The sequence below is a fragment of the Nocardia sp. NPDC057663 genome (assembly GCF_042799895.1).
GTDB lineage: Bacteria > Actinomycetota > Actinomycetes > Mycobacteriales > Mycobacteriaceae > Nocardia.
In genome coordinates this window covers 69,030-81,761 of the sequence record NZ_JBHVHX010000016.1, presented here as the reverse complement: position 1 = coordinate 81,761, position 12,732 = coordinate 69,030, and the positions used below count along the sequence as shown (strand labels likewise).

Annotated in this window: 10 protein-coding genes; 3 read left to right on the top strand and 7 right to left on the bottom strand. The window is 68.5% G+C overall.

Annotated features, from left to right (window positions below):
• The first annotated feature begins 80 nt into the window (after positions 1-80).
• Positions 81-1,028 (top strand): GlxA family transcriptional regulator, encoded by a 948-nt coding sequence (locus tag ACFVAV_RS26725; protein WP_379038111.1) that lies wholly within the window; start codon positions 81-83, stop codon positions 1,026-1,028.
• Here ACFVAV_RS26725 and ACFVAV_RS26720 read toward each other — a convergent pair.
• The 7 genes from ACFVAV_RS26720 to ACFVAV_RS26690 all read right to left on the bottom strand — a co-directional run bounded on the left by ACFVAV_RS26720 (position 1,012) and on the right by ACFVAV_RS26690 (position 10,014).
• Positions 1,012-1,689, bottom strand: a complete 678-nt coding sequence (locus ACFVAV_RS26720) for a DUF3824 domain-containing protein (protein ID WP_379038109.1) — start codon at positions 1,687-1,689, stop codon at positions 1,012-1,014. The two genes, ACFVAV_RS26725 and ACFVAV_RS26720, sit on opposite strands and share 17 nt — an antisense overlap.
• Positions 1,690-2,082: 393 nt before the next feature.
• The gene (locus ACFVAV_RS26715) at positions 2,083-2,772 is read right to left on the bottom strand and encodes a sirohydrochlorin chelatase (RefSeq protein WP_379038195.1); all 690 of its coding nucleotides are present in this window, start codon (positions 2,770-2,772) and stop codon (positions 2,083-2,085) included.
• A gap of 71 nt (positions 2,773-2,843) precedes the next feature.
• Complete coding sequence (locus ACFVAV_RS26710; RefSeq protein WP_379038107.1) at positions 2,844-4,085, bottom strand: uroporphyrinogen-III synthase; 1,242 nt, start codon at positions 4,083-4,085, stop codon at positions 2,844-2,846.
• A 4-nt stretch (positions 4,086-4,089) separates the two neighbouring features.
• Positions 4,090-4,491, bottom strand: a complete 402-nt coding sequence (nirD, locus tag ACFVAV_RS26705) for a nitrite reductase small subunit NirD (protein WP_379038105.1) — start codon at positions 4,489-4,491, stop codon at positions 4,090-4,092.
• A gap of 66 nt (positions 4,492-4,557) precedes the next feature.
• Entirely contained in the window at positions 4,558-7,107 is a 2,550-nt protein-coding gene (gene nirB, locus ACFVAV_RS26700) for a nitrite reductase large subunit NirB (RefSeq protein WP_379038103.1), read from the bottom strand.
• Between the two features lie 31 nt (positions 7,108-7,138).
• A complete protein-coding gene (locus ACFVAV_RS26695; protein ID WP_379038101.1) occupies positions 7,139-8,599 on the bottom strand; it encodes a nitrate/nitrite transporter in 1,461 nt (486 codons plus the stop codon).
• Positions 8,600-8,862: 263 nt separating this feature from the next.
• A complete protein-coding gene (locus ACFVAV_RS26690; protein WP_379038099.1) occupies positions 8,863-10,014 on the bottom strand; it encodes an MFS transporter in 1,152 nt (383 codons plus the stop codon).
• 278 nt (positions 10,015-10,292) lie between these two features.
• Here ACFVAV_RS26690 and ACFVAV_RS26685 point away from each other — a divergent pair, with 278 nt between their 5' ends.
• Together ACFVAV_RS26685 and ACFVAV_RS26680 are read left to right on the top strand one after the other, a co-directional pair.
• Complete coding sequence (locus ACFVAV_RS26685) at positions 10,293-10,964, top strand: FadR/GntR family transcriptional regulator (protein WP_379038097.1); 672 nt, start codon at positions 10,293-10,295, stop codon at positions 10,962-10,964.
• A gap of 177 nt (positions 10,965-11,141) precedes the next feature.
• Positions 11,142-12,626, top strand: a complete 1,485-nt coding sequence (locus ACFVAV_RS26680) for an MFS transporter (protein WP_379038095.1) — start codon at positions 11,142-11,144, stop codon at positions 12,624-12,626.
• The last annotated feature ends 106 nt before the right edge of the window (positions 12,627-12,732 follow it).

Genomic DNA, 12,732 nt, shown 5'->3' with positions numbered 1-12,732 from the left:
GCCGGGCACATGAGCAACGATGCCGTGCAGGCGAGAGCTAGACTAGTGGCCGGAATGCCAGCAATCCCAAGGATCAGGCCATGAAGACCGTTGCCGTCGTCGCCGTGCCCCCGGTGAAATCGTTCGATCTGGCGATGCCTGGATCGCTCATGGAGTCGGTGCTGGTCGACGGCGAACCCGCCTACCGGGTGCTCGTGTGCACCGCCGAACCCGGTGTGGTGCTCTCGAATTCGGGGGGCTTCGATGTGGTGATCCCGCACGGGCTCGACGTGCTCGAATCCGCCGACACCGTCATCGTGCCCAGCACCGGCAGCCGGACCGGCGCCGACCCGGTGATCCTGGCCGCCCTGCGCGCGGCGGTCGAGCGCGGCACCCGGGTCACCTCGATCTGCAGCGGCGCGTTCGTCCTGGCCCAGGCCGGACTGCTCGACGGGCGGACCGCGACCACGCACTGGGGACTGGCCGACGAACTGGCACGCGCGCACCCGTCGGTCCTCGTGCGCACCGACGCGCTGTTCGTCGAGGACGGCCCGGTGACCACCTCGGCGGGCGCGGCCGCGGGAATCGACCTGTGCCTGCACCTGATTCGCGTGGACTACGGCGCCACCGTGGCCAACGAGGCGGCGCGGGCCGCCGTGGTCACCCCGGTGCGCCCCGGCGGGCAGGCCCAGTTCGTCGACACCGCGCTACCGCCCGACGACGACCTCTCGCTCTCGGCCACCCGCAGCTGGGCGCTGGCCCGGCTCGACACTCCCCTGTCGCTGCGGGAACTCGCCGGGCACGCCAACACCAGCGTGCGCACGCTGACCCGGCGGTTCCACGAGGAGACCGGGCTCAGCCCGCAGAAATGGCTGCTGCATCAGCGCATCCACCGGGCCAGGGAACTGCTGGAATCGACGTCGCTGCCGATCGACCAGGTCGCCAGGCACAGCGGCATCGGGTCGGCGGAATCGTTGCGCCAGCACATGATCCGCCAGCTGGGTGTTCCCCCGAGCACCTATCGGGCGAACTTCACCACGGCCCGTTAGCCCGCGGTCCGGGATACGGCTGGTAGCCCGGCGGCAGGACCGGGGCGAAGTAGGCCTTGGACTTCGGATTCCACAGCAGGATCACCGCGGCCAGTCCGATGACGACGCCCACCACGGTGAAGCTCAGTGACTGCAGGTCGGCGTCGGGAGCGGCGAGCGTACTGATCACGGCGATGACGGAGAACAACACATTGATGCCGAAGAACACCGTGCCGGTGATGCGGGCCCAGTTCTTGCCCGCACGGCAGACGAAGGCCAACCACACCCACAGGCCCGCCGTCACCAGTGACGTGAGGATCCCGCCCGCGAGACCCGCGTACACGAGGATGTCGAGGTCGTCGCCACGGAACACCCCGCCCGAGGCCTCGAGCGCGTCCGAGCGGATCTGATCGATCGTGGTCAGCATGTAGGCGGCGCTGAGCACCGTGACCACCGCACCGGTCAGCATCACATAGAACGCCATCAGCACGTTCTGCGGCACGACCCGAGGACCAGCCTCGACTCCGGGCGCCGCCGGATAGGGGCTGCCGAGCGGGTTCGGCTGGGCGCCCGGATAAGGGCCGACCTGCGTATACGGTGACGCCGCGCCGACCGGGCCCGGCATCGCCTGCGGCGCGGACGCATCCGGATATGGCGCCCCGGTCGCATTCGGATACGGCACTTCGCTCACCTGCGGGTGCGGCGGCTGCGGCACCGCCGCATACAGGTAAGGCGCCGGTACTCCGGCCGCGTTCGGATACGGCGCAGGCCCCACGGCGGCATTCGGATACGGCGGCGGCGCTGGATTCGGGTTCGGCGCCCCCGCCGCACCCGGGTACGCCGGCTGCGGCGTCGGTGCACTCGGGTACGGGTTGGGCGGTGCCTGTGGAGCCGCGTCGGGATACGACGTCAGCTCATCATCCTGCTGCCGCGGATTCTCGTGATCTGCGGACGAATCTGGCACGGTGCCCCCTCCATGTGAAGTCGGGCCAACTCTAGTCGCCGTGACCGAAACCGACCGGACGGCAACCCGAGGGTTCACCCGCCGGAAAGCCGCGCGATGCGGCGGGCGAGCTCAGCGCACCTGGGCGCGCACCAGTTCCTGTGCGGCCGTGCGGTATCGGTCGGCGATCAGCCGGACCACCGCGGGATGCACACCGATCGGCTCGGCGACACCGTCGGCACCCGCGTCGTGCAGACGCTGGTGGAACAGTCCGTGCGCGAGCAGGTACGAGGCGATGAAGACCCGCCGGGCACCTGATTCCCGCAGGGACGCGACGACTTCGGGAACCCGCGGGGTACCGGTCGCGACATAGGCGATGCGCACCGGCGCACCGAGCTGTTCGGCCAGCATGCCCGCCGCGCGGCGGACATCCTGGCGGGCCCGCGCGTCCGAGGAGCCCGCGGCGGCGAAGACCACCGCGTCGCCGGGCCGCCAGCCGGCGGCGCGCAACCGCACCGCCATGATCCTGGTCAGCGCCGGATCCGGGCCCATGGCCGCGGTGACCGCGACCGAGGGATGGCCGCTCTCGGCGACCTCACGCGGCACATCCTGGTAGACGTGGTACCCCGAGGCGAGAAACGCGGGCACGACCACGGCCGGTCCGTCGAGATCGCGCAGCACCTCCGACGGCGACGGCCCGAGCACGTCGACGAAGGCGGTGCGCAGGGCCGTATTGGGCGCTGCCCCTTGCGATTCCGCGCCGGGCTCGGACACCGTGGCACCGAGCTCGGCGGCCACCGCGTCGGCGAGCGCGGCGATCATCTCCACGCCACGCGCGCTGCGGGTGCCGTGCGCGACGAGCACCAGAGCCGGATCACCCGGCTGGGCGGTACTCACCACACCCCGATCGGTTGCGCGGGGCGCGGCGACCGGGCGGGCGTGCCGATGCCCGCCTGATGCGGCGGCTGCACCGGCTGACGGGCCGGGGTGTCGGCGCAGTCGGCGGCGTCGAGCGCGAGCCGGTAGCCACGCTTGACCACGGTCTGGATCGCCTTGGGCGTGCCGAGGCCCGCCCGCAGACGCGCGATCGCGGTCTCCACGGCATGGGTGTCGTCACCGCCGCCGGGCAGTGCCGACAGCAGGTCCTCGCGGGAGACGACCCGGCCGGGCTGACGGGCCAGCGACCGCATCAACGCCATCGGCGCGGGCGCCAGCTGACGCACCTCGCCGTCGACGACGACACAGCCACCACGCACGCTGATCAGATGACCGGCGGCGTAGATCCGGCTCGCCCGGCGCGGCAGTTCCTCCGCGACATGGCGGGCCAGCGCACCGAGGCGCGCGCGGCCGGGCATGGTGGTCGGCACGCCGAGTTCTTCCAGCGGGGCCGCGGTGATCGGGCCGACGCAGGCCGCGAGCACCCGGCCGCGCAGCGCGTGCAGCACCGATTCGAGCAGGCCGGTCTCCTTGGCGCGCATCAGCAGCGAGGCCACCGCGGGGGCGCTGGTGAAGGTGACGCAGTCGAGGCTGCCGGAGATGATCGACTCGATCATGGCGTCCATCGGGCCGCGATCGGCGGGCGGCTCCCACCGGTACACCGGCACCGGGACCACGTCGGCGCCCGCGCAGCGCAGCACCTCGCAGAAGTCCGGAACCGGCTCCCACTCGGTGGTCGCGCCGTGCAGCTGCACCGCGATCCGCACGCCTTCGACGCCCTCGGCGAGCAGGTGATCGAGCACCTCGGCCGAGGACTCCGAGGCGGGCGACCATTCTTCGCGCAGTTCGGCGGCGCGGATCGCGCCCTTGGCCTTGGGGCCACGGGCCAGCATCCGGGTCGAGGCCAGCGTGTCACGCAGTACCTCGGCCAGACCCCAGCCCTCGGCCGCTTCCATCCAGCCGCGGAAACCGATGCCGGTGGTGGCCACGGTGATCTGCGGCGGATCGGCGATCAGCAGCTCGGTGACGCGTTCGAGCTCGGTGTCGTCGGCCAGCGGGATGATGCGGATGGCAGGGGCGGACACCACGGTCGCGCCCTTGCGGGTGAGCAGGGTGCCGAATTCCTCGGCGCGGCGGGCGGCGGTGACGCCGATGGTGAAGCCGGCAAGGCAGGGGCCACTGTCGGTGGGAGCAGTCATGAAATCAGCCGTCCGAGGATTCGAGGGCCGCGACCTGCACGGGCTCGTTGGATACTGCGACGACGCCACCGTCGAGTTGCACGGCGTAGACCGGGATGGACTTCGTCTCGTCGTCCAGACAGCGTCCGTCGATCAGCGAGAAAGCCTGCTTGAGCAGCGGCGACGCGACGACGGGGACGCCGCCACGATCACCGACGATGCCGCGCGACATCACCGCGGCCCGGCCGAACGGATCGATATTGCCGACGGCGGCGAGCGTGCCGTCCGTGAGCAGGAACAGCGCGGCCTGCCGGCCGCCCTTGAGTAGGACAGCAACGCCGCGGCCCGGGATCAGGAAGTCGAGCCGGCACGCCTGGGTCCAGGTCGCCGTCTCCGTGGTGATGGTGGGTGTGTCGATAACGGTCATCGTCGGTTCCTCCTCCGAACGCCCTACCTATTGGTACAGGCGCCCTGTTTCCGCAGAGTTAAGCGCTTATTTCCCGGCTGCTGCTGTGTCCGAAGCAACACCCACTGGCATGCCAGGCAGGCCGAGAAGCACTGGAACCTTGCGCTCGCCGCTGTCGTCGAACGAGATGGTCGGGTCGGCTTCGTCAGGGGCATTGACGAAGGAGACGAAGCGCGAGAGCTTGTTCTCGTCTTCGAGCACGGCGGCCCACTCGTCCTTGTAACCGTCGACGTGCTTGGCCATCGCGGCTTCCAGGTCGTCGGCGATGCCGAGGCTGTCGTCGCAGACGACGGCCTTGAGGTAGTCCATGCCACCCTCGAGCGCTTCCTGCCACGGCGCGGTGCGCTGCAGGCGGTCGGCGGTGCGGATGTAGAACATCAGGTAGCGGTCGATGTACTTGATCAGCGTCTCGTCGTCGAGGTCGCCGGCCAGCAGCACCGCGTGCTTCGGGGTCAGACCGCCGTTGCCGCCGACGTAGAGGTTCCAGCCGTGCTCGGTGGCGATCACGCCGACGTCCTTGCCGCGGGCCTCGGCGCACTCACGGGCGCAGCCCGAGACGGCCAGCTTCAGCTTGTGCGGCGAGCGCAGGCCGCGGTAGCGCTTCTCCAGCAGCACGGCCATGCCGACCGAGTCCTGCTGGCCGTAGCGGCACCAGGTGGAACCGACGCAGCTCTTGACCGTGCGCAGCGACTTGCCGTACGCGTGGCCCGACTCCATGCCCGCGTCGACCAGTCGCTTCCAGATCAGCGGCAGCTGCTCCACGGTCGCGCCGAACAGGTCGATGCGCTGGCCACCGGTGACCTTGACGTAGAGGTCGAATTCCTTGGCGACCTCACCGATGACGATCAGCTGCTCGGCGGTGACCTCACCACCGGGCATCCGCGGCACCACCGAGTAGGTGCCGTTCTTCTGCATGTTGGCCAGGAAGTGGTCGTTGGTGTCCTGCAGGGCCGCCTGCTCGCCGTCGAGGATGTGGTCGCTCGAGGTCGAGGCCAGGATCGAGGCGACGGTCGGCTTGCAGATATCGCAGCCGGTGCCCTTGCCGTGCTTGGCGATCAGCTCGGAGAAGGTGCGGATGCCGGTCACGGCGACGACGTCGAACAGCTCGGCGCGCGACTGCTCGAAGTGCTCGCAGAGCGCCTTGGACATCGCCACGCCGGACTGCTCGAGCAGCTTCTTGATCATCGGCACACAGCCACCGCAGGAGGTACCGGCGTTGGTGCAGCTCTTGATGCCGGGGATGTCGCAGGCGCCCTCGGCGATCGCGCCACAGATCGCGCCCTTGCTGACGTTGTTGCAGGAGCAGATCTGGGCATCGTCGGGCAGCGCGTCGGCGCCGAGCTCGGCGCCGGCCGGCGAGATCAGCGCGGCGGCGTCGGCGGGCAGCGGGCGACCGACCAGCGGGCGCAGGGCCGCGTACTGGCTGGCGTCACCGACCAGGATGCCGCCGAGCAGGGTCTGCGCGTCGTCGGAGACGACCAGCTTGGCGTAGGTGCCCTTGGCCGCGTCGTGCAGCACGACCTCGAGCGCGCCCTCGGTGGTGCCGTGCGCGTCACCGAAGGACGCCACGTCGACGCCCATCAGCTTCAGCTTGGTGGACATGTCGGCGCCGGGGAACTCGCCCGCGCCGCCGAGCAGGCGATCGGCGACGATCTCGGCGGTGGTGTAACCGGGGGCGACCAGGCCGTAGCAGACGCCCTCGATCGCGGCGCACTCACCGATCGCGTAGACGCTGGGGTCCGAGGTCTGCAGGGTGACATCGGTCAGGATGCCGCCGCGGGCGCCGATCTCCAGGCCCGCCGCCTTGGCCAGCGCGTCGTGCGGGCGGATACCGGCCGAGAACACCACCAGCGAGGCGTGGATCTCGGACTCGTCCGACAGGTGCAGGGTGACGTTGTTCGCCCCCTCCTCCTCGATCGAGACGATCTTGGCGGTGCCGACGCCGGTGTGCACGTTGAGGCCGATGTCGGTGACCAGCTTCTCCAGGATCGCGCCACCACCGGCGTCGACCTGGGCGGGCATCAGGCGGTCGTTGTACTCGATGACGTGCGGGGTCATGCCCAGCAGCCGCAGCGCGTTGGCGGCTTCCAGGCCGAGCAGACCACCACCGACGACGACGCCGTGCGCGCCGGGACCGGCCGCGTCGGCGGCGGCACGGATGCCGTCGAGGTCGTCGATGGTGCGGTAGACGAAGCACTCGGGCAGATCGTGGCCGGGCACCGGCGGGACGAACGGGTACGAGCCGGTGGCCATGACGAGCGCGTCGTAGGCGATGACGTCACCGGTGGAGCTGGTGACGGTCTTGGCCGCGGTGTCGATGGACTCGCCGCGCTGGCCCAGCCGCAGGTCGACCAGGTCGTCGCCGTCGTAGGTGTTGCCGGGCAACGCGAGCTCCTCGGCCTTCCAGCTGCCGACGTAGTAGGACAGGCCGACGCGGTCGTAGGCGGGCAGCTTCTCCTCGGAGAGGATGACGATCTGCCATTCGCCTGCCTCGTCGCGCGAGCGCAGGGCCTCGACGAAGCGGTGACCGACCATGCCGTGGCCGACCACGACCACTGTCTTGCGAGTGCTGTTCATGAGAGTGACCTCCTTGGTAGTGGTCGGGTAGTCAGCGAGCCGACGTATTGGCCGACGAAGCGTTGGTTTCGGCCTCGAGGACCAGGGACTCGGCCTCGACCACGACATCGGAGTCGGCAGGCACGGTGGACAGGCGGGGACGGCGCAGGAACACCGTCCAGGTGACGGCCGCGCAGACCACGTAGAAGGCGAGGAACACCCAGAACGCGGTGGTGGCGGAGGCGGTGCTGGCGTAGGAGCTGCGCAGCACCATGTTGATGCCGACGCCACCCAGGGAGCCGATCGCACCGACGAAACCGATCAGCGCACCACCGGTGTTCTGCGACCAGGCGGCCTGCTCGGCCCGCGGGAGCGGCAGGCTCTTGGACTTGGCCTCGAACACCGACGGAATGATCTTGGTGACCGCGCCGTTGCCGAACCCGGACAGGATGAACAGCGCGATGAAGCCGATGACCAGCAAGGCCATGGTGGCGCCGGAGGCGACCCCGTTGTTGCGGTCGGCCATCGTCGAGGCGGCGATCACGATCAGCGCGGCGGCCATCATGGCGCCGAAGGTGCCGAGCGCGACCCTGCTGCCGCCGATCCGGTCGGCCATCTTGCCGCCGTAGGGGCGGGCCAGCGAACCGAGCAGCGGGCCGATGAAGGCGATCGACGCGGCGTGAATGGCGGCTTGGGTGGCGGTATCGCCACCGGCCTTGAAGCTGATCTGCAGGATCTGGCCGAAGGCGAAGCTGTAGCCGATGAACGAACCGAAAGTGCCGATGTAGAGGAACGCGATCGCCCACGACTGCGGCACCCGCAGGGCCTTGCCCATGTAGGACAGGTCGGCCTTCTGGTTGGTCAGGTTGTCCATGTACAGCGCGGCGCCGACGGCGGTGATACCGACGAGGACCAGGTAGATCGCGCAGATGAGGTAGGCATAGTCACCGCCGAGGGTGACCAGCACCAGCAGACCGAGCAGCTGGATCACCGGGACACCGATATTGCCGCCGCCCGCGTTCATGCCCAGCGCCCAGCCCTTGAGTCGCTGCGGGTAGAAGGCGTTGATGTTGGTCATCGACGAGGCGAAGTTGCCACCACCGACACCGGCGAACGCGGCCACGATCAGGAAGGTCGTGTACGAAGTGCCCGGCTGGGTGACGAAGTACAGCGTCAGCAGCAGCGGGACCACCAGCACCAGCGCGCTGAAGATCGTCCAGTTACGGCCGCCGAAACGGGCGGTGGCCACGGTGTAGGGGATCCGCAGGAACCCGCCGACCAGCGTCGGCATGGCGACGAGGAAGAACTTGCCTGCCGCATCGATGCCGAACTTGTCGGTGGGCATGAACAGCACCATCACCGACCAGATCGACCACACCGAGAACCCGATGTGCTCGGCGAAGACCGACCAGATCAGGTTGCGCTTGGCAATGTCCTTGCCGCCGGCCTCCCAGGCCGCGACATCTTCCGCATCCCAGTGCTCGATGTCGTGGTTACGCTTCAGCGTGCTCAAGTTGGGCCTCCCAAAAGTGCGATGGCCCAACGGTAGGAAATGGGTATTGCCGAAATGCTGCGGGAAATTGCGCCCGAATCAACGGTTTCTCACCGAGGCCCGGTCAGAGGGGTGAGATTGAGGCCTTTGTTTCCAGCATGTGACGCAGCGATTTCAACAGGTAAGGAACCTGCCGGAATTTGCCAGAAACCCCAGTGAGGTGTGACCTACACAGCATTGCTCTTGACGCACACCCGCGCAACTCGAACGGTGAGATTCCGCGATCAATTCCAGGTGTCCTCGAGCATGCGGGGCTTGCAGGCCTGCCAGGCACCCGCGAGCAGCACGCCCAGCGCGACGAGCAGCATGGCGAACGGCACCAGCCAGCCGCCGGTCCAGGTGTGCAGCATGCCGAACAGCAACGGGCCGACGCAGGCGACGGCGTACCCGACGCCCTGGGTGAACCCGGACAGCGCGGCCGAGCCCCGCGGGGTGCGGGTGCGCAGGTTGATCAGGGTCAGCGCCATCGGGAAGGTGCTCGGGCCGAGGCCGAGCAGCACCACCCAGAGCACCGGGGCGCCCATGGGCGCGATCAGCAGGCCCGCGAAGGCGATGATGAACAGCACCATGCAGCCGACGACGACGGGGAACGGATTGCGCATCCGCGAGACCACGGTCGGCGCGCCGAGCGCGGGGATCAAGCCCATCAGCGCGAACAGGCCGACCATGCTGCCGCCGAAACCGGCGCTCGCGCCCGCGTCGGACAGGATCTTGGGCAGCCAGGCGAACATCGCGTAGGTGGTCAGCGAGGTCATGCCGAACATCGCGGCCATCCCCCAGGCGACCGGTGATCGCCAGACTTTGCCTGCGGCCGTAGATGATTCGGCGGGCAGCGCGGTGACGTCGACCCGGTCGCGACCCTTGCGGTCACGCAGGACGAACAGCCACGGCACCGCGGCGGCGAAGCCGACCAGCGCCCACACACCCATCGAGATCCGCCACCCGTGCTCCTGCGCCAGCGGCACCGCGACGAACGCGGGCACGACGGTGCTCAACTGCACCATCACGATGTAGAGGGAGCTGATCGCGGCCAGCTGATCGGCGAAGTACCGCTTCACCAGCGGCGGGATCACCACATTGCCGATACCCATGCCGAGCAGCACCACGCCGGAGAAGGCCAGCAGCTCGCCGGTCCCCCCGGCGAACACGCGGGTGAGCGACCCCGTCCCGGCCAGCAGCATCGCGATGAGCACCGTGCGCTCCAGCCCGAAACGGCGCACCAGCAGCGGCGTCACCAGCCCCGCGACAGCGAACATCGCGGTCGGCAGCATCCCGAACACCCCGACGATCGCGGTCCCGTACCCGATATCGGCACCGATCTCCTCAGCCAGCGGACTGAACGCGGTCACCGCCGCCCGCAACGTGAGCGCTGACATGACAATGGCCGCGAGGACGAGCAGGCGCCCCTGAACCAACGCCGAGAAACGCCGACCGGTTTCCGGAGCGTTGGTTTCCGGAGCACATGGGTAACTCGCCGGGGACGGGCTAGCGGGACCAATCTCATCCCGCCGGTCGCCCAGCAGAGTCGACCCAGCAGTCGAGTCTGGCTTGAATTCGCGGAGAGGCGGGAGTGGAGGCGGCACAGTCACGTGCAAATCATAGGATGACCCCATGATCCGGGCAATGATTTGTGAGCAGCGGTACCCTTGCTGACGTGCAACCCGTCCGGCGAACCAGCCTCATCGCCCAGGTCACCGAGCAGCTTCGGGCCGAGATCCGTTCCGGCCGTTGGCCGGTCGGTCAACGGATCCCGACCGAACCGGAGCTCACCGAGCTCACCGGGACCGGCCGCAATACCGTGCGCGAAGGCGTCCAGGCCCTCGTGCACGCGGGCATGCTCGAACGCAGACAGGGCTCGGGGACCTATGTGATCGCCACCTCCGAGGTGGGCGGCACCCTGGCCAAGTACTTCGCCGACGCCGAAGAGCGCGACATCCTCGAACTCCGCCAAGCCCTCGACACCACCGCCGCGGGCCTGGCCGCCCGCCGCCGCGACGACACCGATATCGCCAACCTGCGCAGGCTGCTCGCCGAACGCAGCAACCGCAACTGGTCCGAACCCGACCCGGTCGCCATCGCCGCCGACGTGGAACTGCACCGGGCGATCGTCGTCGCCAGCCACAACGCGGTGTATCTGGAGTTCTACGATTCGCTGCTGCCGATCATCGAGCACGTGATCCACGCGCGCACCGCCCGCTCCGACGACGCCTACGACACCGAGCACGCCGAGCTCGTGCAGGCCGTCATCGACGGCGACGCCGACAAGGCCATGCAGGCGACCCGCTGCTTCCTCGATTCACTCATCGCGCAGTACCCCGACCGCTGATGTAACCAGGCAGTCACCAGCACGCGTTTTCGGCGGTGAGCCCTAGTTGGCCGGAACTTCACCTGAGGCCATTGCCACGCAACAACCGGCTTCTACCTTTATCTCGACCCCGCAAGAGGCGCATCGAACACCACGAAAAACGATGCGCCTCTATCGAGCCCGATCGAGAGGAAGCCGATGACCGCAATCGCCGCCACCGGCCAGGAGACGGAAGCCCCGTCCTTCGAATATCAGAAGAAGGGTCGCTGGCTGACCCAGTGGAACCCCGACAATCCGGAGTTCTGGGAAGCCGGCGGCAAGCAGACGGCCCGCAAGAACCTCTGGTTCTCGGTCTTCGCCGAGAACCTTGGCTTCAGCATCTGGGTGATCTGGGGCTCCATCGTCACCACCATGGGTTTGGCCGGTTTCGACTTTCTGGCCGGCCTGGGCAAGGGCAACCCGACCGCTGTCAGCAACGCCCTGCTGCTGACCTCCATCCCGACCCTGGTCGGCGCCGCCCTGCGCATCCCCTACACCTTCGCCGTCCCGAAGTTCGGTGGTCGTGCCTTCACCGCGTTCAGCGCGGCGATGCTGTTCATTCCGACCCTGGGAATCCTCTACTTCGTCAACCAGCCGAGCACGCCCATGTGGGTGTTCCTCGTGCTGGCCTCGCTGGCCGGCGTCGGTGGCGGTAACTTCTCGTCGTCGATGGCCAACATCTCGTTCTTCTTCCCGGAGGGCAAGAAGGGCGCCGCACTGGGCCTCAACGCCGCGGGCGGCAACCTCGGTGTCGCGCAGACCCAGCTGATCGTGCCGCTGCTGATCACCTTCGGCACCCACCTGATGGCCAAGGACGCGGGCGGCTACCGCTTCGGTATCACCCTCGCCGTGCTGTTCTGGCTGCCGTTCATCGTCGTCGCCACCGTCGGCGCGCTGTACTTCATGGACTCCATCGCCGACGCGAAGTCCGACGGCAAGTCCTACAAGCTGGCCCTGACCAACCGGCACACCTGGATCATGGCCTTCCTCTACATCGGCACCTTCGGCTCGTTCATCGGCTTCTCCTTCGCCTTCCCGACGCTGATCAAGGCCACCTTCCCCGACCTGGCCAAGATCAGCTGGATCACCACCCTCGGTAACCTCGCCTTCCTCGGCGCGCTGGTCGGTTCGTTCAGCCGTCCGTTCGGCGGCTGGGTCTCCGACAAGATCGGCGGCGGCGCCAAGATCACCGTCTACGTCTTCGGCGGCATGTCGATCTCGGTCGCGTTCATCGTCCTCGCGGTGGACCTGAAGAGCTTCCCGCTCTACCTGGCCGCGTTCCTGGCGCTGTTCGTGCTGGCCGGCATCGGCAACGGTTCCACCTACCGGATGATCCCGTCGATCTTCAACGCCACCGCCAAGAAGTACGCCTCCGAGCACGGTATCGACATCGCCGAGGCCGCCATCTCGGCCAAGCGCCAGGCAGGCGCCGCCATCGGTGTCATCGGCGCGGTCGGCGCCGCGGGCGGCTTCATCGTCCAGCAGGCACTGCGCCTGTCCAACGTCCACCTCAAGACCATGGCCCCCGCCTTCTGGGCCTACGCCGTGGTGTTCCTGGTGATGGCGGCGGTCACCTGGTGGTGCTACCTGCGCACCAGCTTCGCCACCGACCGGGTGCCCTCGCTGGCCTACGCCAGCGTCTGATCCACCCAGCGATACCCCGAAAGCCACGTTCGGCTCCCCTCACCGAACGTGGCTTTCGGCTGTGTGACAACACATTTCGGCCGTGGTTGTGGCCGCGATCACCGTT

Bases quoted from the DNA above. Each gene is read 5' to 3' on its own strand.
- ACFVAV_RS26690 (WP_379038099.1), bottom strand. From the start codon at position 10,014: ATGTCAGCGCTCACGTTGCGGGCGGCGGTGACCGCGTTCAGTCCGCTG.
- ACFVAV_RS26715 (WP_379038195.1), bottom strand. From the start codon at position 2,772: ATGATCGCCGCGCTCGCCGACGCGGTGGCCGCCGAGCTCGGTGCCACG.
- nirB (WP_379038103.1), bottom strand. From the start codon at position 7,107: ATGAACAGCACTCGCAAGACAGTGGTCGTGGTCGGCCACGGCATGGTC.
- nirD (WP_379038105.1), bottom strand. From the start codon at position 4,491: ATGACCGTTATCGACACACCCACCATCACCACGGAGACGGCGACCTGG.
- ACFVAV_RS26710 (WP_379038107.1), bottom strand. From the start codon at position 4,085: ATGACTGCTCCCACCGACAGTGGCCCCTGCCTTGCCGGCTTCACCATC.
- ACFVAV_RS26725 (WP_379038111.1), top strand. From the start codon at position 81: ATGAAGACCGTTGCCGTCGTCGCCGTGCCCCCGGTGAAATCGTTCGAT.
- ACFVAV_RS26680 (WP_379038095.1), top strand. From the start codon at position 11,142: ATGACCGCAATCGCCGCCACCGGCCAGGAGACGGAAGCCCCGTCCTTC.